Source organism: Leifsonia sp. Soil_N53, from assembly GCF_057655165.1.
Window position 1 is genome coordinate 1 of the sequence record NZ_JBDGMM010000054.1, and the last position, 25,953, is coordinate 25,953.

Annotated in this window: 29 protein-coding genes; 15 read left to right on the top strand and 14 right to left on the bottom strand. The window is 69.8% G+C overall.

Annotation, left to right across the window (positions count from 1 at the left end):
• The 6 genes from AC3A3H_RS07480 to AC3A3H_RS07505 form a co-directional block, all read right to left on the bottom strand.
• A partial coding sequence (locus AC3A3H_RS07480; protein WP_487613924.1) for a DUF6421 family protein occupies positions 1-711 on the bottom strand: 711 nt, incomplete at its 3' end.
• A gap of 103 nt (positions 712-814) precedes the next feature.
• Positions 815-1,687 carry a substrate-binding periplasmic protein gene (locus AC3A3H_RS07485; RefSeq protein WP_487613925.1) on the bottom strand — a complete coding sequence of 291 codons (873 nt, stop codon included), beginning with the start codon at positions 1,685-1,687 and terminating at the stop codon, positions 815-817.
• A gap of 12 nt (positions 1,688-1,699) precedes the next feature.
• Complete coding sequence (locus AC3A3H_RS07490) at positions 1,700-2,371, bottom strand: amino acid ABC transporter permease (RefSeq protein ID WP_487613926.1); 672 nt, start codon at positions 2,369-2,371, stop codon at positions 1,700-1,702.
• Positions 2,368-3,006, bottom strand: a complete 639-nt coding sequence (locus AC3A3H_RS07495) for an amino acid ABC transporter permease (RefSeq protein WP_487613927.1) — start codon at positions 3,004-3,006, stop codon at positions 2,368-2,370. The genes AC3A3H_RS07490 and AC3A3H_RS07495 overlap by 4 nt, the downstream gene beginning before the upstream one ends.
• 1 nt (position 3,007) lies before the next feature.
• On the bottom strand, positions 3,008-3,778 hold the full coding sequence (locus AC3A3H_RS07500; RefSeq protein WP_487613928.1) for an amino acid ABC transporter ATP-binding protein: 771 nt from the start codon (positions 3,776-3,778) through the stop codon (positions 3,008-3,010).
• A gap of 232 nt (positions 3,779-4,010) precedes the next feature.
• A complete protein-coding gene (locus AC3A3H_RS07505; RefSeq protein ID WP_487613929.1) occupies positions 4,011-4,583 on the bottom strand; it encodes a TetR/AcrR family transcriptional regulator in 573 nt (190 codons plus the stop codon).
• A 59-nt stretch (positions 4,584-4,642) separates the two neighbouring features.
• Between AC3A3H_RS07505 and AC3A3H_RS07510 the strand changes: the two genes are divergently transcribed.
• A complete protein-coding gene (locus AC3A3H_RS07510; protein ID WP_487613930.1) occupies positions 4,643-4,993 on the top strand; it encodes a tautomerase family protein in 351 nt (116 codons plus the stop codon).
• On the opposite strand, the gene AC3A3H_RS07515 is transcribed toward AC3A3H_RS07510, so the two are convergent.
• Positions 4,987-5,448: a VOC family protein gene (locus tag AC3A3H_RS07515; RefSeq protein WP_487613931.1), complete on the bottom strand. Its 462-nt coding sequence runs from the start codon at positions 5,446-5,448 to the stop codon at positions 4,987-4,989. The two genes, AC3A3H_RS07510 and AC3A3H_RS07515, sit on opposite strands and share 7 nt — an antisense overlap.
• 96 nt (positions 5,449-5,544) lie before the next feature.
• A complete protein-coding gene (locus AC3A3H_RS07520; RefSeq protein WP_487613932.1) occupies positions 5,545-5,961 on the bottom strand; it encodes a DUF7144 family membrane protein in 417 nt (138 codons plus the stop codon).
• A 197-nt stretch (positions 5,962-6,158) separates the two neighbouring features.
• Between AC3A3H_RS07520 and AC3A3H_RS07525 the strand changes: the two genes are divergently transcribed.
• On the top strand, positions 6,159-6,551 hold the full coding sequence (locus tag AC3A3H_RS07525) for an SHOCT domain-containing protein (RefSeq protein WP_487613933.1): 393 nt from the start codon (positions 6,159-6,161) through the stop codon (positions 6,549-6,551).
• 162 nt (positions 6,552-6,713) lie between these two features.
• Here the strand turns inward: AC3A3H_RS07525 and AC3A3H_RS07530 are convergent, their stop codons facing one another.
• Complete coding sequence (locus AC3A3H_RS07530) at positions 6,714-7,703, bottom strand: diacylglycerol/lipid kinase family protein (protein WP_487613934.1); 990 nt, start codon at positions 7,701-7,703, stop codon at positions 6,714-6,716.
• A gap of 90 nt (positions 7,704-7,793) precedes the next feature.
• Between AC3A3H_RS07530 and AC3A3H_RS07535 the strand changes: the two genes are divergently transcribed.
• From AC3A3H_RS07535 to AC3A3H_RS07550, 4 genes are all read left to right on the top strand, one after another.
• Positions 7,794-8,480, top strand: a complete 687-nt coding sequence (locus tag AC3A3H_RS07535) for a GNAT family N-acetyltransferase (protein ID WP_487613935.1) — start codon at positions 7,794-7,796, stop codon at positions 8,478-8,480.
• Between the two features lie 5 nt (positions 8,481-8,485).
• A complete protein-coding gene (locus AC3A3H_RS07540; RefSeq protein ID WP_487613936.1) occupies positions 8,486-9,079 on the top strand; it encodes a GNAT family N-acetyltransferase in 594 nt (197 codons plus the stop codon).
• Positions 9,080-9,332: 253 nt separating this feature from the next.
• Positions 9,333-9,923, top strand: a complete 591-nt coding sequence (locus AC3A3H_RS07545) for a hypothetical protein (protein WP_487613937.1) — start codon at positions 9,333-9,335, stop codon at positions 9,921-9,923.
• Positions 9,920-10,417, top strand: a complete 498-nt coding sequence (locus tag AC3A3H_RS07550; protein ID WP_487613938.1) for a hypothetical protein — start codon at positions 9,920-9,922, stop codon at positions 10,415-10,417. The genes AC3A3H_RS07545 and AC3A3H_RS07550 overlap by 4 nt, the downstream gene beginning before the upstream one ends.
• A 338-nt stretch (positions 10,418-10,755) precedes the next feature.
• Here AC3A3H_RS07550 and AC3A3H_RS07555 read toward each other — a convergent pair whose 3' ends face one another.
• The 4 genes from AC3A3H_RS07555 to AC3A3H_RS07570 all read right to left on the bottom strand — a co-directional run bounded on the left by AC3A3H_RS07555 (position 10,756) and on the right by AC3A3H_RS07570 (position 14,074).
• The gene (locus AC3A3H_RS07555) at positions 10,756-11,334 is read right to left on the bottom strand and encodes a hypothetical protein (protein WP_487613939.1); all 579 of its coding nucleotides are present in this window, start codon (positions 11,332-11,334) and stop codon (positions 10,756-10,758) included.
• A 134-nt stretch (positions 11,335-11,468) separates the two neighbouring features.
• Positions 11,469-11,882, bottom strand: coding sequence for a hypothetical protein (locus tag AC3A3H_RS07560; RefSeq protein WP_487613940.1), 414 nt, complete (start codon positions 11,880-11,882; stop codon positions 11,469-11,471).
• Positions 11,883-11,992: 110 nt separating this feature from the next.
• The gene (locus tag AC3A3H_RS07565; RefSeq protein WP_487613941.1) at positions 11,993-12,925 is read right to left on the bottom strand and encodes an alkaline phosphatase family protein; all 933 of its coding nucleotides are present in this window, start codon (positions 12,923-12,925) and stop codon (positions 11,993-11,995) included.
• 60 nt (positions 12,926-12,985) lie between these two features.
• A complete protein-coding gene (locus AC3A3H_RS07570) occupies positions 12,986-14,074 on the bottom strand; it encodes a LacI family DNA-binding transcriptional regulator (protein ID WP_487613942.1) in 1,089 nt (362 codons plus the stop codon).
• A gap of 225 nt (positions 14,075-14,299) precedes the next feature.
• On the opposite strand from AC3A3H_RS07570, the gene AC3A3H_RS07575 reads away from it, so the two are divergent.
• From AC3A3H_RS07575 to AC3A3H_RS07610, 8 genes are all read left to right on the top strand, one after another.
• Positions 14,300-15,955 (top strand): ABC transporter substrate-binding protein, encoded by a 1,656-nt coding sequence (locus AC3A3H_RS07575; protein WP_487613943.1) that lies wholly within the window; start codon positions 14,300-14,302, stop codon positions 15,953-15,955.
• 76 nt (positions 15,956-16,031) lie between these two features.
• Positions 16,032-17,012 (top strand): ABC transporter permease, encoded by a 981-nt coding sequence (locus AC3A3H_RS07580; RefSeq protein ID WP_487613944.1) that lies wholly within the window; start codon positions 16,032-16,034, stop codon positions 17,010-17,012.
• A gap of 17 nt (positions 17,013-17,029) precedes the next feature.
• Positions 17,030-18,001, top strand: a complete 972-nt coding sequence (locus AC3A3H_RS07585) for an ABC transporter permease (protein ID WP_487613945.1) — start codon at positions 17,030-17,032, stop codon at positions 17,999-18,001.
• Positions 17,998-19,689 (top strand): ABC transporter ATP-binding protein, encoded by a 1,692-nt coding sequence (locus AC3A3H_RS07590; protein ID WP_487613946.1) that lies wholly within the window; start codon positions 17,998-18,000, stop codon positions 19,687-19,689. The genes AC3A3H_RS07585 and AC3A3H_RS07590 overlap by 4 nt, the downstream gene beginning before the upstream one ends.
• A 40-nt stretch (positions 19,690-19,729) precedes the next feature.
• Complete coding sequence (locus tag AC3A3H_RS07595) at positions 19,730-20,902, top strand: glycoside hydrolase family 1 protein (RefSeq protein WP_487613947.1); 1,173 nt, start codon at positions 19,730-19,732, stop codon at positions 20,900-20,902.
• Positions 20,899-23,112: a beta-galactosidase gene (locus AC3A3H_RS07600; RefSeq protein WP_487613948.1), complete on the top strand. Its 2,214-nt coding sequence runs from the start codon at positions 20,899-20,901 to the stop codon at positions 23,110-23,112. The genes AC3A3H_RS07595 and AC3A3H_RS07600 overlap by 4 nt, the downstream gene beginning before the upstream one ends.
• 134 nt (positions 23,113-23,246) lie before the next feature.
• Positions 23,247-23,645, top strand: a complete 399-nt coding sequence (gene paaI / locus AC3A3H_RS07605) for a hydroxyphenylacetyl-CoA thioesterase PaaI (RefSeq protein WP_487613949.1) — start codon at positions 23,247-23,249, stop codon at positions 23,643-23,645.
• Positions 23,646-23,660: 15 nt separating this feature from the next.
• A complete protein-coding gene (locus tag AC3A3H_RS07610; RefSeq protein ID WP_487613950.1) occupies positions 23,661-24,989 on the top strand; it encodes an AMP-binding protein in 1,329 nt (442 codons plus the stop codon).
• Here the strand turns inward: AC3A3H_RS07610 and AC3A3H_RS07615 are convergent.
• Positions 24,980-25,492, bottom strand: a complete 513-nt coding sequence (locus AC3A3H_RS07615) for a MarR family winged helix-turn-helix transcriptional regulator (protein WP_487613951.1) — start codon at positions 25,490-25,492, stop codon at positions 24,980-24,982. The genes AC3A3H_RS07610 and AC3A3H_RS07615 overlap by 10 nt on opposite strands.
• A gap of 56 nt (positions 25,493-25,548) precedes the next feature.
• On the opposite strand from AC3A3H_RS07615, the gene AC3A3H_RS07620 reads away from it, so the two are divergent.
• Positions 25,549-25,950, top strand: coding sequence for a VOC family protein (locus AC3A3H_RS07620; RefSeq protein WP_487613952.1), 402 nt, complete (start codon positions 25,549-25,551; stop codon positions 25,948-25,950).
• Positions 25,951-25,953: the final 3 nt, after the last annotated feature.

Sequence of the window (25,953 nt, forward strand, 5' to 3'; positions counted from 1 at the left end):
GGTCTCCTCCGTCAGCCGCTGGTCCTCCAGCATCCGTGCGGCGTCCTCCGGCAGCTCCAGTTTCGTGATCCCGGCCGCGGCGCGCACGACCCGGCGGTAGCGGGCGGCCTCGCGGTCCTGGAAGATCGCCCCCCAGGTGAAGGTCGGCACTTCCGCCACCGCCACGCTCTCGGGGAACAGCACGGCCGAGTTGGTGTCGTAACCCGGGGTGAAGTCGATGAAGGACAACGAGACGAACAGGCCGTTGGTGTACTGCTTCTCGAGCTCGCCGATGAAGTCGGGCCAGATGACCTCCACGAGCATGGCCTCCACGAACCGGTTCGTGCTGCCGTTCTGCGTGTACATCGGGAACACGACCAGGTGAGCGAGCCCGTCCTCCCGGTGCAGCTGCGGCTGGAAGGCCACCAGGGACTCCCGGAAGTCCGGCACCCCGAAGTCCTCGTGGGCCCAGCGGGCGAAGTCCCGGTCCAGCGCGGCCAGGTATGCCGCGTCGTGCGGGAAGAACGGGGCGAGCGCCGTGACGGACTCGCGGATGGAACGCACCAGCTCCACCGCCCAGGTGCGGCTGGCCAGATCGTCGAGCGAGCCGTCCTTGACCTGCAGTTGCTGGAGGTCGATGGCGGCTTGCTTCAGGGCGAGCCATGCGGGGTTCGCGCGCAGGCGCTCACGGTTGGACGCTTCGGTCCGGGCGTAGTCGATCTCGGTGTTCATCGGATCCCTTTCGTGGCGATCGTGGGCACGGGTGTGGAAGGCGGCGGGCGACGGTGTCGAGGTCGCATCGCCCGCCGCCGGTCTGTGGTGGAGGGGCCTCGGTTCAGCTGATCAGTCGCGGGGTCCCGGTGTTCACGGCCGACCCCGGCAGGCCGTGCTTCTCGAGGATCTTCGCCAGCCGGCCGTCGGCTTTGATGGTGGCGATGAAACCGTCGAGGGCCTTCAGCAGCGCCGGGTTGTCGAAGGAGACGGGGAAGGTGGTCTGCGGCGGCTGGAGGGAGGCGCCGATCGCCGGGTCCGGCTCAGCCACCTTCACCTTGAGGTCGGGGGCGTTGAACGACCCGGAGCCGAAGCTGTCCATCACGACCTCCAGCCGTCCGGACTTGAGGTCCTGGTACATGTCGGTCGTCGACTTGTAGACCTTGAAGCTGTCGCCGAAGTAGGCCTTGGCCTCGGCGACCCACAGGTCGCCGTCGACGGTGCCGACGGTCTTTCCCTTCAGCGAGGACAGGGTGTCGTAGCCGTGTTTCGACACGAAGGCCATCTGGTCGAGGTAGACGGGCTGGGTCAGCCCGACGATCTTGGCGCGGGATGCCGACCGCCACCACGATCCGGCGGCGATATCGGAGCGCCGGGTCTGGACGGCGGGGATGACGGCCGCGGTCGCGACGGGTGTCGCGGTGACGGTCACGCACTCCTCCTTGGCGAAGGCGTTGAGGATGTCGCCGTCGATGCCGCCGAGGTCGGTGCCCTTCGAGGTGATGAACGGCGGGAGTGACGACAGGGTGACGGTCAGCGTCCCCTTGCTGATCGTGCTGAATGTGTCCTTGGGAGTGCAGCCGGCGGCGACTTCGCTGCGCCCGGACGCCGCGCAGCCGGTGAGGACGGTGGCTGCGGTGAGGACGACGGCGGCGGCCGCAGTGGCTGTGATGCTGCGGGCTCTGACTGTACGGGTTGTGACGATGCGGTGGTGCATGGTGCGACTCCTTCAGGGGGTGGGGACAGGCGCCCGGTGCGGCGCCAGTGCTTTCTCGACACGCGCGCTCAACCAGCTCGCCGGGATCGTGATGGCCGCGTAGAGGATGCCGGCCAGGGTGAGGATGCTCAGGTAGCGGAAGGTGGTGGAGCCGATCGAGTACGCCTGCGACATCAGCTCGGGTACGGCGATCGTGTAGGCGAGCGAGGTGGCCTGGAAGATCATGATCGAGAAGCCGGCCAGCGGCGGGATCGCGATGCGCAGGCCCTGCGGGATCACGACGTAGCGCAGCGTGTCCCGGCGGCTCAGGCCCAGCGCGTCCGCGGCCTCCACCTCGGCGTCCGGCACGGCCTGCAGGCCGCCGCGAATGATCTCGCTCGTGTACGCGGCGGTGGTCAGCCCGAGGGCGATGACGGAGGCGGTGAACGAGCTGAACGTGACACCGACCGTCGGGAGGCCGAAGTAGACGAGCTGCAGCACGACCAGTGCGGGCGTGCCGCGGCCGATCTCCACGATGACGATGCTGGTCATGCGGAGTGCCCGGTTCGTGACTCCCGCGCACAGCGCCAGCAGGAGGCCCGCCGGCAGCCCGACCGCCAGGATGGCGGCGGTGAGGCGCAGGCTCACCCCGAGCCCGCCGAGCAGTTGTGGCCAGAACTCGATCCAGTCCTCGACGAGATTCATCGTGCGACCCTCTTCCGGAGCGTGGTGTCGAGGCGCCGGGTCAGCCAGGCGCACGGGATGGTCATGGCGATGTAGAGGCCGGCCGCCCAGAGGAACGGGACGATGCCGTTCGCGGTCTGGCTGGCGTCCTGGCCGGCGAAGAAGACGATGTCCTGCACGCCGATCACCGACGCGATCGAGGAGTCCTTGAGCAGCCCGATCGCGTAGGTCGCAGCGGCGGGGATGGACACCCGGAGCACCTGCGGGCCGATCACGCTGACGAGCGTCGCCGAGCGGGTCATCCCGAGCGCGTCGCCGGCCTCCCACTGGCCGTCGCTGATCGCGGCGAGGCCGCCGCGGTAGATCTCCGCCATGTAGGCGGAGGTGACGACCCCGAAGGCGATGATCGCGGCGGTGAACGGGTCGAGCTTGATCGCGCCGCTGCCGATCCCGAAGAACAGGATGAACAGCCACACCAGCGGCGGGATGCCGCGCACGACCTCGATGACGGCGCGGGCGCCGAACCGCAGCGCCGCGAACCGGGAACGGCGCGCGAGGACGAGCGGGACGCCTCCGACGGCGCCGAGTGCGAAGGAGCACACGGTCACCAGGAGCGTCATCTGGACGCCCTGGGCGACGACGGCGAGGTGGTCCATGTCAGCGCTCCAGGACCGCGCGCAGGAACTGGCGGGTCCGCTCGGTACCGGGCGCGGTGAAGACCTGCTCCGGCTCGCCTTCTTCGAGGATGGCGCCCTGGGCCATCACCACGACGCGGTCGGAGACATCGCGCGCGAACTGCATCTCGTGCGTGACGACGACCATCGTCATCCCGGACTTCGCGAGCTCGCGCATGACGGCGAGGACTTCGAGGCCGACCTCAGGGTCGAGGGCGGAGGTCGGCTCATCGAAGAGCATCACGTGCGGGTCGAGCGCGAGCGCGCGGGCGATCGCGATCCGCTGCTGCTGGCCTCCCGAGCAGCGCCCGGGGAACTGACCGGCCTTGTCGGCCAGGCCGACCCGGTCGAGCAGCGCCAGGGAGCGCTCGTCGGCCTCGGCCCTGCTGCGTCCGAGCACCCGCTCCTGCGCCAGGCTGACGTTGCGTAACACGGTCATATGCGGGAACAGGTTGAAGGACTGGAACACCATGCCGACGTTCCGGCGCAGCGCCTGGAGCTGCTTCCGCTTGATCTCGGCGCCGGCGTCCACCTGGGTGCCTTCGACGGTGACGCACCCGCTGTCGGGCACCTCGAGCAAGTTGATGCAGCGCAGCAGGGTGCTTTTGCCCGCGCCGCTCGGGCCGATGATCGCGACGACCTCGCCCTCCCGCACCGAGAGCGAGACGTCGTCGATGACGGTGTGCTCCCCATAGCGTTTGACGACCGATCGCAGCGCTATGGCGACCCTGTCGCGGTGATGTGATTCCAGCATGTCGAACTCGTTCCTGGAGGGTGTGGTGACAAGTCGGCCCGGAAGGCGTTCGGTGCGGACTCCGGCCCCCGCGGCGATGCGGAGGCGGGTCGGGAACACTGCGGCGTCGTTGTCGTGGATTGTTCTGAATCCAGGATGCGGCGGTGTCGCCGCGCGCGCTACGGAACGAGCGCCGCTGTCGGTTGGGGCAGCACAAGGAGTGTTGTCGCTGGGTGCTGGCGGGTGCTGCGGCTCAGCCGGCCACCGGCTCGCTCAGCGCCCGCACGTGCGCCAGCAACTGCGCGGCGACCGCCTCGAACGGGTCGATGCTCGACTGCGCCCGGCTGAGGATGACGCCGCCTTCGCTGCCGGCGACGAGCAGGGACGCCGCCCCGTCCGCGGCCTCGGCGGGGACGCCGCCGAGCGCGAGCAGTTCGCCGAGGCGGCTCGTCCAGTCGCGGAACACGGCGCCGGAGCGCTCCAGCAGGTCGTCGGAGTCCGCGGCGACCGCGACGGCGACCGCCGAGCAGCCGATCTGGAAGTGCGACACCAGCAGCAGCTGCCGCCACGCGTTCAGGAATGTCGCGGCGACCTCCACCGCCGACCGGCCGCGGGCGGACTCGATGACCGCGATCGACTTGGTGCGCTGGAGGTCGAGCGCCTGCGCGACCAGGCTCGCCTTGCCGCCGGGGAAGTGGTGGTAGATCGACCCGCGTGGCGCGCCGGTGAGGGCGAGCACCTCGGAGAACGACGTCTCCTGGAGGCCCTTCTCGGCCAGCAGGCGGGCGGCGCCCTCGATCATGCGCGCCTTCGCGTCCGACGCCATCCGGCAGCCTCCCTTCCGACCCGCACACGCTCGCCGCGACCCTCGCCGACACCCTCAAGGTGATCGAGCAGGTGCCCGACATCCCGCTGTTCCGCAAGAATACGGCCGCCTTCGTCCACGAGCTCCCGGTCAAGGCGCTGTCGAACGTCGACGGCGACTCGGACTACGTGCGCGTCCAGGTCCTGACCAACGCCGGCGCGCTCGACCGGCCGAAGCAGCTCGCGGTCGTCGAGCGGTTCACCGCCCTCGTCGCTGAGGCGGCGGGCGACCCCACCCTCGCCGAGCGCACCTGGGTCCTCCTGACCGAGGCCGTGGAGGGCGGCTGGGGCCTCGCCGGCCACGCCAACACGAACGAGGAGCTCGTCCTGGCCGCCCGCGGCCAGATCGCGGCACTCCAAGCAGGTCAGTGACCCGAGGCGCTCACGTTTTTGTCGCGCTTCAGGTCCTCGGCGAGCATGACGAGGATGCCACTCGGCCCGCGCAGGTAGGTGAGCTTGTAGAGGTCGCGGTAGGTGGCGACGCCGCGGAGCGGGTGGCAGCCGTGTGCGGCGGCGACCTCCAGGGAGCGCTCGATGTCGTCGACCTGGAACGCGACCCGGTGCATGCCGATCTCGTTCGGGAGGGTGGGCTCGGTCTCGATCGCGTCGGGGTGCAGGTACTCGAACAACTCCAGCCGACCCTCCCCGTCCGGGGTCTGCAGCATCGCGATGTTCGCGTGGTTGCCGTCCAGGCCGACGGCGGTGTCGGTCCACTCGCCGCTGACCGTGTCGCGGCCGACGACCGTGAGGCCGAGGTCGGTGAAGAAGGCGATCGCCTCCTCCAGGTCGCGGACGGCGATGCCGACGTTCTCGAGTCTGATGGGCATGCGAAGCATGCTACCGAAGAGGCTCGCGCGCGACCCCGGTGCATCCGCGGAAACCCCCGTAACTGCGGGAATCCGGCGGCCGCGCGCGAACTCCGGTCAGGCTCGGACTTCCTTCCCGTGGACGGTGACCGCGTAGATCACCAGGATGTCGATGCCGACCATCACGATCGACCACCAGGGCTGCGCCGGCAGGGACATCAGGTGGCTGACGGCGTTCGCTCCCGCGATGACGACCGCGAGGATGCGCGCCCAGGTCCGGCCGGTGAGCAGCGCGAACGCGGCGAACGCCAACCCGAGCCCGATGACGAGCGACCACCAGCCCCAGCCGGCCACGTCGAATGCGGCCGCCTTGCCGTTCGGGCCGATGAAGTAGGCGGTGTTGGGACCGATGATCGCCATGATCCCGTAGAAGATGTCGATCGCCGCTCCGATCAGGAGCAGGATCGCTGCGAAGAACACCCAGCCGACCCAGCCGGTCCGCTGGACCGGAGGGTGGGATTCCGTTCGAGTCATGGTCGCGACTCCTCGCTCTGCATGATGCTTTCGGCTGCATGATGCATCTAAAACGCGAACTTGGCAACAGCGGGTTTTCGCGCCCCCCCTTCGCACGGGACGCCCGCCGGACTACCCTCTTGCCGACTCGGCGCCGCACGTCGTACCGTTCGGCCACGCGAACCGGAACCGCCTTTCGCGAACCGATCGGAGTCGCAATGACTTTCTGGGATTTTCTCGTCTGGTCCTTCTGGTTCTACCTGGTGTTCGTGTGCATCACGATCTTCATCCGGGTGTTCATCGACCTGTTCCGCGACCCTGAGCTGAACGGCTGGGCCAAAGCGCTCTGGGTCCTCTTCCTGGTGGTGGTCCCGTTCCTCGCCGCCTTCATCTACCTGATCGCCCGGGGCGGCCGGATGGCGCAGCGCAGTGCGGCAGGGTCGATGCAGGCTCAGGCCGCCTCCGCCGACTACATCCGCTCGGTGGCCGGATCCGGGTCCGGCTCGCCCGCGGAGGAGATCGAGTCGGGCAAGAAGCTGCTCGACGCCGGGACGATCACCCCGGCCGAGTTCGAGGCGCTCAAGTCCAAGGCCCTCAGCGGGGCCGCGTGACCAGGATGCCCGCACGCACCAGAGCCCGACCGATCGCTCGGCCGGGCTCTGGCGTGTTTTCCCCATACCCGTAGCTACGGGGACCATCAGCATACGTCCGTCTCGGGCGCCCGTCACCGGGCTGTTCCAGTCCTGCGGGCTGTGCTATTCCTTCGGGCTGTGCTACTCGCGGGGGACGAGCACCCGGAGCGCGCCGGGGTCGACCCGCACCCGCATGGAGCTGACCTCGCCGAACAGGTCGCCGTCGAGCTCGACCTGCTCGGGCCGGCTGGAGGTCAGGACGATCTCCCTGCCGGTGAGGTAGTTCATCGCGTGCACCTCGCGGTCGTCGCGCAGCAGCCGCCGGCCGACGCTGGTGCGGCGGAGCACGCCGTTCTCCCAGAAGATCTTGACCGCGATCCGCAGCCAGCCGATCACGCTCTCCGGCCGCAGGATCACGATGTCGAGGATGCCGTCGTCCACCGCCGCGTCCGGCAGCAGCAGGATGTCGGCCTGCAGCGACCCGCAGTTGCCGATCATCACGGTGTGCGCGCGCAGCGCGTGCACCCGGCCGCCGTCGAGCTGGTAACGCAGCCTCAGCTCGTTCTGGTCCCGCAGCACGCGGCCGACGGCGTGCACGTAGGCGAGCCAGCCCGCCTTCGCCTTGAGGTCCTCGTCGGTCGCCGCGATCATCTGCGCGTCCATGCCGAGCCCTGCCATGACCAGGAAGGCGCGGCGCTCGGTGGCGTCGCGCCCGGTGCCGTCGCGCCCGGTGCCGTCGCGCCCGGCGCGGAGTTCGGCCACCCCGACGTCGATCGCCCGCTCGGTGCCGTCGAACGCGGTGTCGAGGGCGTGCTCGACGTCGTCCAGGGTGAGGTGGAGGTTGCGGGCGAGCAGGTTGCCGGTTCCCGACGGCAGCAGGGCGAGGGGGGTGTCGCCGCCGCGCAGCTCCTCGGCGACCGTGCGCACGGTCCCGTCGCCGCCGGCCGCGATCACGACGTCGACGCCCCGTTCGAGAGCCTCCCTGGTCTGCCCGGCGCCGGGGTCGTCCTCCGTGGTCTCCAGCCAGAGCGTGTCCTCCCAGCCGTGCCGGTGCTCGGCGGCCGCGAGGGCCTCCCGCAGCTTCTCCGGGTCGGTCTTCACCGGGTTGACCACGATCGCGGCCCTGCTCATACGTCTCCTTCTCCGGCGCCGGCGCCCGGGTGGCGCGATGCTGCCTGAGACAGTACGCCTGGGTCCGCGGTCGTGTGCGAGGCTGAGGGGATGCATGTGCTCGACGACCCCGCCTGGAACGCCCTCACCGGCCCGCAGTCCGCCTTCGCGGTCGGCGACGACCGGGCCCGCCGCTACCCGCCGGAGATGTCCCCGTTCGCGTCGGTCGCCGACCGCGGCAGCCTCGCGGACTGGACCCGGCTCGCCGGGCTGGTCGGGCCGGACACGACCCTGGGCGTGTTCGCCGACGCGGCCCCCGACGGGTGGGAGCCCGTCGCCGGCTACGACTGCTACCAGTACGTGTTCGAGGGCGCGGAGCTCCCGCCGGCTCCCGAGCTCGGTCCCGACGCCCGGCTCGTCCCGCTCGGGGAGGCCGACATCGCCGAGGCGCTCGACCTGGTCGAGCGGACGAAGCCGGGCCCGTTCCTCCCGCGCACCATCGACTTCGGCGGCTACCACGGCGTCCGCGTCGGCGACCGCCTCGCCGCGATGGCCGGCCAGCGGATGCGCCCGGACGGCTGGTGCGAGGTCAGCGCGGTCTGCTCCGACCCCGAATGGCGAGGCCGCGGCTTCGCCCTCCAGGTGATGCTCGCCGTCATGCGCGGCATCCTCGCGCGAGGCGAGAAGCCGTTCCTGCACGTCGAGACGGTGAACGAGCGGGCGATCGCGGTCTACGAGCGGCTGGGGTTCACCCGGCGGGCGCGGCTGAACGTCCTGGTCTGCCGGACGGCGGGCTGACCGCCGTGCCGCTGACCGACCCGGCCGTCCCGATCCCCGCGGGACTGCGGACTTCGGAGTTCGTCCTTCGCCCGATCACCGCGGACGACGCGGCCGACGACCACGCGGCCCTGATGGAGACCCGCGACGAGCTGCGTCTGTGGGAGCAGTCCTCGTGGCCGGCCGACGACTTCACCGTAGCCGCGAACCGCGCGGACCTGAGCGGCCTGGAGGAGCGACACCGCGCGCACCGCGCGTTCACCTACACGGTGCGGGATCCGGGCGACACCGAGTGTCTGGGGTGCGTCTACGTGTTCGACACGAGCGCGAAGTTCCTGGCGGCGTCCACGGTGACGGCGCTCGGCTCGGAGGAGTGGGCGGAGGTGGATGCGGTGGTGTTCTTCTGGGTGCGGCGGTCGCGGATGGTTGACGGGCTCGACGCGCGCCTGCTGTCCGGCTTGCGGACGTGGTTCGCGGAGGAGTGGCCGGTCGGGCGGGCCGTGTTCGTGACGAACGAGCAGTTCACGCAGCAGGTGGGGGTCTTCGAGGGTGCGGGGCTCGTGCGGCGGTTCGAGTACGCGGAGCCGGGGAAGCGGGGGCGGTACCTGGCGTACGCGTGAGTTGCTGCGGCCAGGCTTGCGCCGAGAAGTGGGGTCGGCCGGATGTGAACTCTTTCAGCGCTGTGATCTGGTTGGCCGGCTTTCTCTGCCGCTAACGTTGCGCTACTGCACGGTTCGGTGTCGCCCTACGGACTTCTAGGAGCGCGGAGTGGAAGGTAAACCGATCGGCGCCACGTTCAGCGTTCGAACCCGGGCTGGGGTCGCTCTCGGTGTTGTGGCGGCCGGGGGAATAGCCGGTGGAACGACCGTTGTCGTGACCTCCTTCGTTTCGGTTATCCGCACGTGGATGATGGGCGCCTTCCCTGGCTTCGGCGCTGTCGCTGTCCTTGTCATTGCTTCCGCTCTGGCATGGGTGTTCTTCGGCGTTCTTCCCGCCGCCGCACTGCGCGCGATCGTGCGCGCTCGATCGTGGGGCAGGTGGCTTCTCTCTGCCGTCGCGGGAGCTGAAGTCGTAATCCTCATGGTTCCCACGACGTTCTCGCTGCATTGGATCGCAAGTGCATTCGTAGCCATCCTGATGTCGGCTGCCGCAGTGCTGTCTTGGGCGCCCGGCCCGGCCACCACTTTCCAGGATGAAATCCGCCAAGACCAGGCGGTCATTCCCGGGCGCCAGCTTCGGACCGTTCGGATGGCACTAGCTCTCATGGCCCTGTTCGGTCCGTTGGGCATCCACTCGATCTATCTGCGCAGGGCGTGGCAGTCGGTTCTTACGTTGGGCGTGTGCGCGCTGGGTTTCGCCTTTTCGCCGTGGTTTCCCCAGTACATCCTTTTCGGATTCGCTTGCGCCCTGCTCGTAGTCGACCAACTGCGTGTCGATCGTCTCGTCGCCGAAGCGAACGCGTGATCTCCGTGGGTCTGGTTTGGCGCCGCTATGCTCGGCAGGAAGAGGACGAAGAGGTCACCTTGTTCGGGAGAGAATTGAACGAGTTTCGTCGCGAAGAACCGGTTCGAGGCATCGCGTCCTACAAGTTATCCGTCCTGGGTCGCTGGATGATCATCGTCTGGGTAGTGTGCTTGCTCGCAATGAGCGCCACGCTTCTATTCCGTCCTACCAATCCCTCAAACGCGTACTTTGTCGTGCTGTTATCGGGTGTTGGAGTCGCGTGGCTAGCGACCATGGTTGTTCTTGTCGTGTTGCTTGCCTACCAGCTCCAGGCGCGCAAGGAGCGGCGAAGCGGGTACACGTGGACTGTTGGGTTTCAGAACCTGAATCAGATTGATCCGGTTTCGTACGTCGTGATTCGGGTAGCTGGAGAGCCGCGCCTTACCGACAGTGAGCGCAAGGACCGGGTTGAGCAGGCACACCGGTGGGCGGCCGACCATCCCATAGCCAGATGATGCGTTTCTACCCACGGGTAGGACACTGCTGGGAGGTTGAGGAGCGCGAGTGCGAGTACAACCGGGCCAGCGACGGTTTCGCCGTGGATGAAGCCGATCACGCGCTTCACGGCTGCCATGGGGACAACGCAAGCACGGGCGGGGCGCGGCACCAGAAGGAAGCGGGGGATCCGCCGCTACAGTCTCCGGGTGGGATCCCCGCGTTCAGCTCGCCCGTGACGGCGGAGGAAGACCGCCAGCGCGACGATCCCAGCGATCACTGCAACGGCCATGACAGCGCACAAGACGTTCCACAAGAACAACGAGTTCATTGCGCCTCCCCTCCCAGAAAGATCCCGCTACCCGTGGAAGCTGATCGGGGGACCACTGTGCCCGCGCTTGCGCCCGAACTCGTACTTCACGTCCTTGGGGACCTCGGATTGCTTGGCGACCACCAAGTTGGATCCGTGTCGCTTCCACGGATTCTTCTTCGGATTCGGCGCGCGATCGTAGCTGGGCGCCTTCGCCCGTGAGGAATCCGACCGGTTGGCCGACTCTTCCGCGGCTACCTCGACCGGGGTCGTCGACTCCCTGGTGAATGACGCCTCGGCGATCGGTTCGGCGCTGGCCGAATCGGGCACCAGGATGGCGACGATCGGATCGTAGTCGGGTTGATGGTTGTCGCCGGATGCAGAGAGGTCGAGTCCGTTCGCTTCCACGTCCGCTGCCGGGCTGCACGCGGCTGCGGTCGTGAGCCGCACGTCGAGAATCGTGATGAGGCAGATGTCGCCCGCGTGGTTGGTGCCGGTCCAGAACGACTTCGGCCCGTCCGACCCGAGCTTCTGCAGGCTGTCGCGGTCGAGTCCTCCCGGAATGAGGGCATCGGTGTCGACCCCCGCAGGGAACGCGTCCGCCGGCGAATCGAGGACAGCGATCACAGCGCCCGCCTCAGGCCCGGGGGCACCTTTCTTATCGGCCGTCGCGCTGTTCACACCCACCGAGGCGCCGATCCCGACCGCGAGCAGGCAGACTGCCGCGCCCGCGACGACCCCGCTTCGCCGTCGGGACGGGCTCAGCTGATCGCGTAGCACGTGAGTCCGATCTGGCCCTGCGTCTTTGCTTGCGCATTGGCCCACCAGCAGTTGCTGTATCCCGGGTTGTACGGCTGGTGGACGAAGCCAAGCCCGCCGCCTCTCTCGCTCGACGCTCCAGCGAGGAGCCAACCTCCCCCGGCCGTGTTCGTCAGGTGGAACTGGAAGACGTTCGTCGCAGCAGACCCCTGCGCGCCCCTGATGTTCAGAGGCTTCTTGGTCTGGCGGACCTGATCGCGGCTCGAGGGCAGCATGTCGGCGTAGTACGTGTTCGCAGCGGACGCTGCGACCGGTACGGCAGCGACGCCCAACGCGATCGGCAACGCGGCGATGCAGGCGGCCCTCAGCGTCCAACGCTGCTGAGCGCCGTGCTCCACATAGTTCGTGAACTTCATCGTCTGGTTCCTGTTCTCCTGCGCCACGTCTGCGGCGAGCCGGGGCCCGGGAGGCCTGTGCATGACAATGTCACGTGTGGAGTTGTCATGTCAATATCTCTATGCTGACTTCACCCCACCATCCCCGTCATCGCCACCGCCGCCGCGTCCTCCCGGCTCAGCGGCGCCAGCCCCCACACCTCCTCGATCGTGCGCAGCAGCGAGTAGTGCGTGTACGGCACCGCCGACACCGAGTGCGGGCGCGCCGCGGATCCCGCGAACACGCACGCGACCATGTTGTCGCCGGCGTCCCCCTCGTCGAAGGTCACGACCAGGAGCGAGCGCTGCGTTGTGAAGGCGGGGGAGGCCAGGATCCGCGGGACGTTCGCGTGGAGCCAGGCGTCGCCCGTCGCGACCGAGCAGTCGTGCATGTCGTTGCAGAGGTCGGGGCTGATGAACGAGAACGCCGGGAGGGTCCTCGCCGACGCGAGGTCGGTGGCGAAGCGGGAGTACGGCACGTCGTGTGCCGCGCAGTACGCCGTCGAGGAGGTCACGCTCGGGAAGTAGAGGAACGGGTTGTGCTTGACCGCGTACAGACTCGTGTTCGTCGTCGTGCACGGCGCCGGCATGCTCTCCGCGTACATCCGCCAGGTGCGGCCCGCGTGGTCGAGTTCCTCGGCGAGGTTCGGGCCGGTGACCAGGCAGGAGCCGCCCGGCGGGTTGCAGTCGGTCGTGATCCCAGCGGTGGTGCCGCTCGTGAGGGCGAGGTAGTTCGGGAGGCTCGGGTGGGTCACCGCCGAGTAGTCGGTGGCGAGCGCGCCCGCCTGGGCGAGGGAGTTCAGGTAGGGCGCCGCCGGATCGCCGATGACCGAACCTGCCGGCTTGTTCTCGTCGACGATGACGACGATGTGCTGGATCGCGGTGGCGGCGGGTGTCGACCCGGCGGTGGAGGAGGTCGCGGAGGTCGTGGCGGCCGAGTGCGCAGAGGTGGTGGCGGGCGTGCACCCGGCCAGCGCCAGCGCCAGCACCGTCAGGCATCCCGCAGCCAGCGCCCTCCCGCTCATGGCAGCACGCTACGCCGATTGAGCACCAATGGCCGAACCGATCGTCCGGTGGCCGTCAGCTCACCCCATCCGCCCTTCGCAGCTCTCCCGCAGCAGCACCGTCACCGGCAGCTCGGTGCTGACCGGCTCGAGGTCGGGGTCGGTCAACCGGGCGACCATCGCCCGCACCGCGGCCCGGCCGAGCTCCAGCATCGGCTGCATCACCGTGGTGAGCCGCGGCTCCGAGGTGGCGCCCTCGTCGATGCCGTCGAAGCCGGTGACGATGACGTCCTCCGGCACGCGGATGCCGGCCGGGCGGAGGGCGTCGAGCACGCCGAGGGCCATCTGGTCGTTGGCGCAGACCAGGGCGCGGGGGAGCCGGTCGCCGGCGATCAGGTCCTCGGCGACGGCGCGGGCGCGCTCCCGGGAGAACTCGCCGTGCAGCACCGGCAGCGCGGTCGGGTTGATGCCGCGGCCCTCCAGCGCCTCGGCGAAGCCGCCGTAGCGTTCGGCGTCGTCGGGGGAGTCGAACGGGCCGGTCAGGTAGACGGGGTCGCGGATGCCGTGGTCGTCGATGAGGTGCTCGGTGAGGGCCCGCATGCCCTCGCGGTTGCGGACCGTGAGGTGGTCGAAGTCGTCGCCGCGGCGCTGGCCGGCGAGATACACGACCGGGATCGAGTCTCCGATCCGGGTGAGCACATCGTGCGGCGCGCTCTGGGCGATGACGGCGAGGCCGTCGACCTTGCCTGCGAGGTCGCTCAGCGCGATCTCCAGGCTTTCCGGGGAACGGCCGCGCCCGACGCAGATCATCAGCGAGAACCCCTGCCGCCACGCTTCGAGCTCGCAGCCGCGCAGCACCTCCTCGAAGTACAGGTTGGCCGCGGTGGCGTGGCCGGGCTTCGCTGGGTCGCGCCTGACCTCCACCGGGGCGTCGTCGCCGACGACCGAGTCGCTCAGGTCCTCCACGGCGTCCACCCCCGGCAGGAACAGCCCGAGCACGCCGGTGCGGCGGGCGGCGAGACCGCGGGCGCTGCCGCTCGGCACGTAGCGGAGCTCGCGCACGGCGGCCAGCACCCGCTCCTGGGTGGATGCGCGTACATCGCCGGGTCGGGTAAGGACGCGGGAGACCGTCGCGATGGATACTCCCGCGTGCGCGGCGACATCATACACCGTCGGTTTTCTCGCCACTGTTCCCCCGGGTTCTTCTGTGAATTGGTGGTCAGGTTCACATTCTGGCACGGGGGAGGATGATTCGGGATGGGGTTGAAAGACTTTTCGTATGCGCTTACAGTGGGTCCCGCCCACCGCTCGGCTCACCTCCGCCGGACAGGGCGAAGCCTCGCCGCCACCGTGCGGCGCCACCAAGTCATCGTCGACTGAAGGGACCTCACCGCGATGAACAAGTCCAGAACGCGCCTCCGGCGTTCGCTCGTCGCCGTCGCCGCAGCAGCCTCACTGCTCGCGATGAGCGCGTGCAGCATCCAGACCTCCGGGTCGAACGGCAACTCGGGGGCCGGCGGCTCCCTCCTCTTCGGCGCCGACGGCGGCAACCCGACCTTCGTGCGCAACTTCAATCCGTTCGCCCCGACCGCACGGACCGGCGCGCACTACATGTACGAGCCGCTCCAGGTCGTCAACTCCATCGACGGCAAAGCCACGCCGTTCCTCGCGACGGGTGACAAGGTGGTCGACCCGAAGACGATCGAGTACACGATCCGCAAGGGCGTGAACTGGTCGGACGGCAAGCCGTTCACCCCGGCCGACGTCGTCTACACGTTCGACCTCATCAAGAAGACCTCCGCGCTCGACCTGCTCGGGCAGTGGCAGAACATCGACACCATCAGCACCTCCGGCGACACCGTGACGTTCCACCTGAAGAGCCCGAACGTTCCCGCTGCGAGCATCATCGACCAGCAGATCATCGTGCCGGAGCACATCTGGAAGTCCGTGAAGGACCCGGTGACCTGGGCCAACGAGAAGCCGGTCGCGACCGGCCCGTACGTGGTCGGCACCTTCGCGCCGAACCAGTACACGATGGTGAAGAACACGAAGTACTGGCAGGCCGACAAGGTGGCGGCGGAGAAGCTGGTGCTCCCGGCCTCCAACACCGGCCTCCAGCTCGTCAAGAACGGCTACGACTGGGCCTACTCGTTCATCGACGACGTCGACAAGACCTGGGTGGGCGCGAACAAGCAGCACAACAAGTACTGGTTCCCGCCCGGCGGCACCATCTCGCTGATGCCCAACCTGACCAAGGCGCCGTTCAACAACCTCGATTTCCGGATGGGCCTGAGTTACGCGCTCGACCGCGACAAGATCGCCGGCGACGCCGAGCAGGGCTACGTGAAGGCCGCGGGCCAGAACGGCATCCTCCTGCCCAACGCGCAGCAGTGGCTGAACACCTCGCTGCCGGACCAGGGCATGATCACGCAGGACACCCAGAAGGCGCTGGCGTCGTTCGCCAAGGCCGGGTACACCCAGCAGGGCGGCAAGCTCGTCGACGCCTCCGGGCAGCAGCTGCACCTCACCATCACGACGCCGAACGGCTACGCCGACTGGCTGCGCGGGGTGCAGGCGGTCCAGTCGCAGCTCCAGGCGATCGGGATCGCGGTCACGATCGACCAGCCGCAGCCGGCCGCGTACACGCAGGCCCAGAACAACGGCGACTTCCAGCTCCTGATGGGCGCCTTCGGCGGCGCCGGCAGCGTCTACCAGGACTTCAACACGCTGATGAGCAGCGAGTTCGTGAAGCCGCTCGGCACGGCCGCGTCGGGCAACTTCGAGCGGTTCAGCGATCCGCAGGCCGACGCCCTGCTCCAGCAGCTGCGGTCGGCCACCTCGACCGTGGACCAGAAGAAGTACATCGATCAGCTCCAGCAGGTCATGTACGAGAAGGTGCCCGTCATCAGCATGTTCTACGGCGGCCTCTGGGGCCTGTTCAGCGACAAGTCCTTCACCGGCTGGCCGAGCGCGGACGACCCGTACGCGACCCCGGCCACCTGGACCGAGAACTCGCTGCTGATCCTCACCCACCTCACGAAGGCGAAGTGATCGCGGGCCGGCCGCGGGCGTCGTCCGCGGCCGGCCGGCGATCTCGCCTGCACCGAAACACCGAAAGGAGGTCGCCGTGCGCTATCTGCTGGGGAAACTGGGACTCTTCGCCCTCACCCTGTGGGCCGCCGTCACGATCAACTTCATCCTGCCGCGACTGATGCCCGGCTCACCGGCCGACGCGGCGATCGCCAAGCTCAGCCAGAACGGCCCGGTCTCGCCGGCGATGCGCGCCTCGATCGAGGCGCAGCTCGGCGTGCCGACCGGGAGCCTCTGGGACCAGTACGTGACGTACCTGGGGCAGGTCGTCCATTTCGACTTCGGGCCGTCGTTCAGCTACTTCCCGCAGTCGGTGTCCAGCCTGATCGGGGCCGCGCTGCCCTGGACGCTCGTGCTCGTCGGCACGGTGACGATCCTGGCCTTCGTGCTGGGCACGCTGCTCGGGGTGCTGGCGGCCTGGAAGCGCGGCACCGCGCTCGACACCGTCCCGACCGTCGGCGGCCAGTTCCTGTCCGCCTTCCCCTACTTCTGGATCGCGCTGCTGCTGCTGTTCTTCCTCGGCTACGTCGCCGGCTGGTTCCCCACCAGCGGGGCGTACTCGCAGACGGCGACGCCGAACTGGAGCTGGGAGTTCTTCGGCGATGCGGTGTACCACGGCATCCTGCCGGGCCTGACGATCCTGCTGACCGCGTTCGGCGGCTGGATCATCGGGATGCGCAACACGATGGTGAACACGCTCGGCGAGGACTACGTGACCTTCGCGGAGGCGAACGGGCTGCGCACCCGCACCGTCGCGCTGCGCTACGCCGCCCGCAACGCACTGCTGCCGCAGTTCACGTCCTTCGGCATGGTGCTCGGCGGCGTGGTGGGCGGGTCGCTCCTGGTGGAGACCGTGTTCGCCTACCCCGGCGTCGGCCTCCTCCTCTTCCACGCGGTGACGAACCAGGACTACCCGCTGATGCAGGCGCTGTTCCTCATCATCACGGTGAGCGTGCTGATCGCGAACTTCCTCGTGGACATCCTGTACGGCGTGCTCGACCCGAGGACCAGACGATGACGCAGAAGGAACCGGCGATGACGCAGAGACAGATGACGCAGCCACCGACGACGCAGCAACCGACGACGACCTCCGTCCGGGCGACCGAGCTGGCGGCGGCGCACAACGAGCAGAAGGGCTGGAACCCGCTGCGCGTCGCCGGGCGCGCGTTCGGGACGGTGTGGTCCGAGCCCAAGGCGCGCTTCGGCATCGTGCTGCTGGCGCTGTTCATCCTGATGGCGATCTTCGCGCCGCTGCTCGCGCCGTACGACCCGCACGACACGTCGTTCCCGCACAACCAGGACGGCAGCGCCGCGCACCTGCTCGGCACGACGGGAGTCGGCCAGGACGTGCTGTCGCAGCTCATCTGGGGCGCCAGAGTGTCGGTCTCCGTCGCGCTGATCGCAGGCCTGCTGAGCACCCTCGTCGCGATCCTCGTCGGCTTGAGCTGGGGCTACGTCCGCGCGTTCTGGGGCGAAGGGGTCGGCTTCGTCGTCAACCTGTTCCTGGTCATCCCGGCGCTGCCGCTCATGATCGTGATCGCCGCCTACCTGCACAACGGCGGCATCGGCGTCATCGTCCTGGTCGTGGTGGTGACCGGCTGGGCATGGGGCGCCCGCGTGCTGCGCTCGCAGACGCAGACCCTGCGCTCCCGGGACTTCGTCACGGCGGCGAGGTTCAGTGGCGAGAGCCCGAGCCGGATCGTGTTCCGGGAGATCCTGCCGAACATGACCTCGCTGATCGTCGCGAGCTTCTTCGGCGCGGCGACAGCGGCCATCCTGGCGGAGGCCGGCCTGGAGTTCCTGGGCCTCGGCGACCCGAACACGGTGAGCTGGGGAACGATGCTCTTCTGGGCCCAGAACAGCAACGTGCTGCTCACCGGCCAGTGGGTGCAGCTCTTCGCGCCCGGCCTGATGATCGCGCTGTTCGCCGTCTCCATGACGTTCATCAACTTCGGAGTCGACGGGCTCAGCAATCCCCGTCTGCGTGAGAGGAAGGCCGCACGATGAGCCTGCTGAAGGTCGACGACCTGACCGTCGTCTACGACGAGGAGAAGGGGTGCGCGTTCGAGGCCGTGAAGCACGTCGGCTTCGAGCTCGGCCAGGGCGAGTTCGTCGGCCTGGTCGGCGAGTCCGGCTCCGGCAAGTCCACACTCGGCTACGCGCTCACCCGGCTGTCGAAGCCGCCGGCGCGCATCGCGGGCGGCCGCATCCTGTTCGACGGCACCGACATCGCCGCGCTCTCCACCGAAGAGGTCCGCGTCCAGCGCCGCGGCGGCTTCGCGATGGTGCTGCAATCCGGCATGAACGCGCTCAACCCGGTGCGCACCATCCGCAACCACTTCCTCGACATCTTCGCCGCGCACGGCCACGTGCCGCCGCGTGCGCGCGCCGCCCGCGCGGAGGAGCTGATCGCGAAGGTCGAGCTGCCTGCCGCGACGCTGGCGCGCTATCCCGGCGAGCTGTCCGGCGGGATGCGACAGCGCGTGTCCATCGCGCTGGCGCTCGCGCTCGAGCCGCGCCTGATGGTGTTCGACGAGCCGACGACCGCGCTCGACGTGCTGGTGCAGCACGCCGTGATGAACACGATCCGCCAGCTCCAGGCGTCGGAGAACTTCACCGCGGTCCTGATCAGCCACGACCTCGGCGTCGTGTTGGAGGCCACGCAGCGCGTGCTGGTCATGCACGACGGCGTGATCGTGGAGGACGCCCCGAGCGACCGCATCCTGAACGCGCCCGAGCATCCGTACACGCAGATGCTGCTGAGCCACTACGGCGACCCTCGCGCCGCCGAGGTGACCGTGCCCGGCCTCGAGCGGCGGGAGGAGGGCGCCACGCGGCCGGCGCCGGTCACCGGAGCGGTCTCGGGCGCGCGGACGACCGGCAACGCCGCCCGGCTGCGCGTCGGCGCCCGCGAGCCGATCGTGGTCTCCGACCTCGTGAAGGTCTATCCGAAGGGGCGCAGGGGCAGCGCCACGCGCGCCGTCGACGACGTGTCGTTCACCCTGGAGCCCGGGATGTCGATGGCGCTCGTCGGTGCCAGCGGCAGCGGCAAGTCGACCATCGCCAAGCTGATCACCGGCGTCGAGCGGCCCACCTCCGGGACGATCGCCTTCGGCGACGTGCGCATCGACACCCTCCGCGGCCGGCGCGCGCTGAAGCAGCTCCACTCGGAGGTGCAGATGGTGTTCCAGGACCCGTATGCGGCGCTCAACCCGCTGCACACCGTGGAGTACACCCTGACCAGGCCGGTCGAGAACTTCACCGGGCTGCGCGGCAGGGCGGCGCGCTCGCGCGTGCTCGAACTGCTGGAGACGGTCGGCCTCACGCCGGTGGAGAAGTTCGCGGCCCGGTTGCCGCACCAGCTCTCCGGCGGCCAGCGCCAGCGCGTCGTCATCGCCCGCGCGCTCGCCAGCGACCCGCAGGTGATCATCGCCGACGAGCCGGTGTCGATGCTGGACATGTCGCTGCGGGCCGGCGTGCTCGCGCTGCTGGAGGAGCTGCGCCGCAGCCGCGGCGTGAGCATGCTCTACATCACCCACGACCTGCTCAGCGCGCGGCTCGTCACCGACCGGATCATGGTGCTCGACAAGGGCGTCGTGGTCGAGCGCGGCGACACGGCCGAGGTGCTGCAGCGCCCGCAGGACGACTACACCGTGCGGCTGCTCGACGCGGTGCCGACGCCGTCGCGCGGCTGACCAGCCTTCATCCCGACCGACTCGAACCAAGGAGAACTCTGTGCTCACCTTTCCCGACGGCTTCCTCTGGGGCGCCGCGACCGCCGCTCACCAGGTGGAGGGCAACAACGTCAACAGCAACTGGTGGGTCATGGAGCACACCCCGGGCACCGCGATCGTGGAGCCGAGCGGCGACGCCGCCGACCACTACAACCGGTATCCGGAGGACCTCCGCCTGCTCGCCGACGCCGGCCTGAACAGCTACCGCTTCTCGGTCGAATGGGCCCGCATCGAGCCGGAGCGCGGCTTCGTCTCGCGCGCGAACCTCGACCACTACCGGCGGATGATCGACGCCTGCCTCGACGCCGGCCTGGAACCGGTGGTCACGCTCATGCACTTCACCGTGCCGCGCTGGATGGACCAGGCCGGCTTCTGGCGCAACCCGGAGGCCCCCGACCTGTTCGCGCGCTACACCGAGGCCGTGCTGCCCATCCTCCAGGACGGCGTGCGCTACGTCTGCACGATCAACGAGCCGAACATCGCGGCGATGCTCGCGGGCGGCGAGAAGGCGGAGAACCTGGTCGCCTACGGCCTCCCGAACCCCGACCTCCAGGTCGCCGACGCGCTGCTCGCGTCGCACCGGCGCTCGCGCGAGGTGCTGTCGGGCATCCCCGGCCTCCAGAGCGGCTGGACGATCGCCACGCAGGACTTCCTCCCGACCGACGAGCCGGGCGCGGCCGAGATGCTGCACGAGTACGGCTACCCGCGCGACGACTGGTACCTGGAGGAGTCCGCCGGCGACGACTTCGTCGGCGTGCAGGCGTACACCCGCACGTTCATCGGGCCGGAGGGTCCGCGCCCGGTGGCGGAGGACGCCGAGACGACGCTGACCGGGTGGGAGTACTTCCCGCAGGCCGCCGCCGACGGCATCCGCTCGGCGTGGGAGAAGAGCGGGCACACGCCCATCATGGTCACCGAGAACGGCATCGCGACCTCCGACGACCGCCGCCGGATCGACTACACCGAGGCGTCGCTGCGCGCCATCCACGAGACCATCGCCGGCGGCGTGGACGTGCGCGGCTACCTGCACTGGAGCGCCCTCGACAACTACGAGTGGGCCAGCGGGTACCGCCCCACGTTCGGGCTCATCGGCGTGGACCTGGAGACCTTCGAGCGCACGCCCAAGCCGTCGCTCGGCCGGCTGGGCGCGATCGCACGGCAGAACGGGCTGTGAGCGCGGCCGGCGCCGCGACCCGGCTGGCGGGCTCGCGGATCCTGATCGACGGTTCCCCCCGGATGGTGCTGGCCGGGGAGGTGCACTACTTCCGGGTGCCGCGCGACGAGTGGGCGGACCGCCTGCGCGTGGCGGCGGACGCCGGGCTGAACGCCGTCGCGTCCTACATCCCGTGGCTCTGGCACGAGCTCCCGGACGGCACGATCGACCTGCTCGGCGCGACGCGGCCGGAGCGCGACCTCGGCGCGTTCATCGACCTGTGCGCCGAGCACGGGCTGTGGTTCATCGCGCGGCCGGGTCCGTTCCAGATGGCGGAGCTGAAGAACGAGGGCATCCCGTACCGGGTGCTGCGCGAGCATCCCGAGCTCCGGCAGCTCGGCTGGGACGGCGAGCCGGGCCCGACGCACTCGCTCGACTACCTGGCCCCGGCCTTCCTGGCCGAGTCGTCGAAGTGGTTCGACGCGGTCCTCCCGGTGATCGCCGGGCGGCAGCGCGAGCACGGCGGGCCGGTGATCGCGGTGCAGCTCGACAACGAGGTGGGCATGCTCGACTGGGTGTCGAACACGCCGACGCTCACAGACCACGCGCGTGCGGCGTTCTCCGCCTGGGCGCGCGAGCAGGCGCCGTCGCTGGAGGACGTGGACCCGCGCACCGGGGGCGCCGGCGGCGACCGCGAGCTCGCGCTGCACCAGGAGCTCGGCCGCTTCGTGCGGAGCCGCTACGCCGGCTACCTGCAGCGTCTGGAGGGCTGGGCGCGTCAGGCCGGGATCACCGCCCCGCTGCTCGTCAACCTGCACGGCACCGACGCGGGCCGCGGGCTGACCTTCCCGATCGGGATCAGCCAGCTCGCCCAGGCGTACCGCGGCCGGCCGGGGATGACCGGCGGGACGGACATGTACCTCGGTGAGCTGACGGTGACCGACGCGGCCGACCTCTACGTCGCGAACGCGTTCACCGCCGCCGTGCACGGACCGGACCAGCCGCTGACCGCGCTCGAGTTCGAAGCGGGCAGCGGCGACTACAGCGAGGACCTGGCCCGGCTCGTCTCGCCGGAGGCGACGGTGCTGAAGACCCTGCTGGACGTCGCCCAGGGCACCCGGTTGATCAGCTACTACCTGTTCGCCGGGGGGATCAACCCGCTCCTGGACGAGCCGGTGGGCGACGGCAACGACCGCATCTCCTTCACCGGGGAGCGTCACGGGTTCGCCGCGCCGATCGGTCCGGAGGGCGAGCCGTCGCCGACGCTCGACGGCGTCGCGGAGGCGGTGCGGACCGTCGCCGGGCACGCGGACCTGTTCGCGACAGGGACCCAGCTCACCGACGATCTGGTGCTGGGCTTCGTGGCCGACCACTACCTCACCGAGTACCGGCACCCGGCGGCCTCCCGCCGGGCCGAGCAGGTGCGCGACCGGGAGCTGCACCGCGGCCTCGGCTTGCGGGAGACCCTGGCCCGCGCGCTCGTGTTGGGCGGCTGGAGCTTCGGCGGGCTCGACCTCCAGGCCGCCGCCGGGAGCGACGCGGCCTGGAGCGCCGGTGCGCCCGCCGACCCGCGGCCCGGACGGGAGCGCGAGCTCGTCGTGCTGGCGACGGGACGCGAGCTCGGGCGCGGCGTGCAGGAGTTCCTGGCGCACCACCTGGAGACGGGAGGCCGGCTGCTGCTCGCCGGCGACCTGCCCGCCGAGGACGCCGACGGCTCCCCGTGCACGGTCCTCGCCGACGCACTCGGACTGACCAGCGGGGGCGTCGTGGCGGAGAGCATGCATGCCGACCGGGAGTACTTCCCGAGCGTCCGCGCGGTCGGTCCGCTCGCCGAGCACGGGACGCGGGAGGTCAGGGTGACGCGGGCACAGTTCCTCGCCGGGGCGGGGGAGCCGCTGCTGCGCGAGACCGGGAGCGGGCTCCCGGTGGCCGTGCGGGTCGAGCCGCCCGGCGGTGGCGTCGCCGTGGTGCTGGGGGCGGACTATCCGGTGCACGCCGGATTCTGGCGGTCGCTGCTGGCGTCGGCCGGGGTGCGGCAACGGCTGGAGCTCTGCGCCGACCGGGCGGGCGCGATCGGCGTTCCGATCGCGAGCGGCGAGGCGGCCGCCGTGGTCGCGATCAACGTCGCGCCGTACCCGGTGACGATCCGCCCGGTGCTCGACGGCGTGGCTGTGAGCGCGGAGCCGGTCGTGCTGGCCGCGCGCGGCCACTGCGTCCTTCCGGTGTCGTAGTACCTCCCGAGGGTGAAGTTCTCGCTCGGCTGTTGCGCCGTGGCACCACCGATGGCACTATTTACTGAACGATCGGTAAGGAACGAGGAGGTTCCGCGGGTGGTGCGCACGTGAGCTCAGATTCACTCCGGCCCATGATGGTCCGCGACCGCGCGTCCGCGGCGCTCGGCATGGTGGTCGAGAAGGACGAGCCCGGCGAGGCGGTCGTCAGCATGGCGGTCCGCGAGGACATGACGAACGGCTTCGCCATCACGCACGGCGGGCTCGTGTTCGCGCTCGCCGACACCGCTTTCGCCATCGCCTGCAACGAGGACGAACGGGTCACGGTGGCCGCCGGCGCCGACATCACCTTCCTGAAGTCCACGCGGGCCGGTCAGACCCTCACCGCGCGCGCCGTGCGCCGCACCGTGGTCGGCCGCAACGGCGTCTACGACGTCACGGTGACCGACGAGACCGGCGACATCGTCGCGGAGTTCCGCGGCCGCTCGCTCACCACCAACCGTTCGGCCGTCGAGCACGGCAGCACGGACTGACCCGGTAAGGACCCCATGTCGACGACGACACCGGCAGCCGCCGCCCCCGACCTCGGCGAGCCCGACCTCCGCGAGCTCGACCCCATGGCGATCAGGCCTGCCGAGCTGCGCGACCTCCAGCTGAAGCGCCTCCAGTGGACGGTGCGGCACGCCTACGAGAACGTGCCGCTCTACCGGGCCAAGTTCGACGCCGCCGGGGTCGCGCCCGCCGACATCCGCGCTCTGGAGGACGTCGTCCGCCTCCCGTTCACCACCAAGGAGGACCTCCGTTCGACCTACCCGTTCGGGATGTTCGCGGTGCCGATGGCCGAGGTGCGGCGCATCCACGCCTCGTCCGGGACGACCGGGCGGCCCACCGTGGTCGGCTACACCCGGGGCGACCTCGACCGCTGGGCCGGGCTGGTCGCGCGCTCGCTGCGCGCCGCGGGCGTCGAGGCGGGCTGGAAGGTGCACAACGCGTACGGCTACGGGCTGTTCACCGGCGGCCTCGGCGCGCACGCCGGGATCGAGCGGATCGGCGCGGCCGTCATCCCGATGTCGGGAGGCCAGACCGCGCGGCAGGTGCAGCTCATCCACGACTTCGAGCCCGACGCCATCATGTGCACGCCGAGCTACCTGCTGACGATCGCCGACGCGATCGAGGCCGCGGGGCTGGACCCGCACGGGACGTCGCTGAAGGTCGCGATCCTCGGCGCCGAACCGTGGACCAACGAGCTCCGCGCCGAGATCGAGCGCCGCCTCGGCCTCCTCGCGGTCGACATCTACGGGCTCAGCGAGGTGATGGGGCCGGGCGTGGCGAGCGAGTCGGTCGTCACGAAGGACGGCCCGCACGTCTGGGAGGACCATTTCCTCCCGGAGGTGATCGACCATGAGACGGGCGCGCCGGCGCCGGACGGGACGGTGGGGGAGCTGGTCTTCACGTCGCTGACCAAGGAGGCCTTCCCGGTCATCCGCTACCGCACCCGCGACTTGACCCGGCTCCTGCCCGGCAGCGCGTACCCGGCACTGCGCCGCATCGAGAAGATCACCGGGCGCGACGACGACATGATCATCCTGCGCGGCGTGAACCTGTTCCCGACCCAGATCGAGGAGCTGGTGCTCGGCATCGAGACCCTGACGCCGCACTTCGTGCTCGAACTCCGCAAGGACGGCCGCCTCGACGCGCTCACCGTGCGGATCGAGCGCCACCCCGAGCTCGATCCGGAGGTGTGCCTGGCCGCGGCTCAGGTGCTGCGGCAGAAGATCAAGGTGCACATCGGCACGACCGTGGAGGTGACCCTCGCCGAGCCGGGCGAGCTGCCGCGCAGCGAGGGCAAGTACAAGCGGGTGTACGACTACCGCTGACGCGGGACGCCGGGGCCGTGGTCGGCCGGCAGGAAGACCCCGAGCGCGCGGGCGACGCGCCGCAGAGTGCTCTTGAGCTGTTCGAGTTCGCCGTCGTCCAGACCGAAGTCGACAGCCGCCTCGGCATCCAGCGTCTCGTGCTGGACGATGCGGAGGAGCTCCGCGCCGGCCGGCGTGATGGAGACATCGAGCCGCCTCCCGTGCACAGTGCTCTGTGTCCGGCTGACCAGTCCCCGCTCCAGGAGCCGCGCGATCGCCGCGGACATCGACTGCGCGGTCACGCCGGAGCGGTCGGCGAGCTGCGCGCCCGTCAGGGTGCCGGGATGCTCGATGTCGAGCTGTGCGAGGGCGGAGAGCTGCGCCGGGGTGAGCCCGTACCCGCGGAGGCGCTGATCGAGCCGGTGCGCGAGCGCGCCGTCGATGCGCCGGACGAGGTAGGTCAGCCGGTCGCCGAAGTCGCGCGGGCCTTCGATCTTCTCGAGCGTGCTCTTCTGGGGGGCCATGCTTGCACTGTATCAGTCAACTTATATAAGCTGACTGATATAGACAGGAGATTGCCATGACTTTCGCATCCGTGCGCTTCCCCACCGACGACGTCCCACGACTCGTCGCCTTCTACGAGAAGGCTCTGGGCATCGACGCGCAGTGGGCCAACGACCAATTCGCCGAACTGGTGACCGACCGCGGCACGATCGCGATCAGCGCGACCGCCCTCACCGACCGCTTCGCGGCCGCGTCCGTCGCCCCGCGCTCGAACGGCGGCATGATGCTCGAGTTCCTCGTCGACGACGTCGACGCCCGACGCGACCGCATCGCGGAATTGGCGGGCGGCCTCGTCATGGAGCCGACCACACTTCCCTGGGGCAACCGCTCGATGCTGTTCCGCGATCCGGACGGGACCGTCGTCAACTTCTTCACGCCGGTGACGCCGGAGGCGATGGCGCGGTTCGGGGTGCGGTAGCCC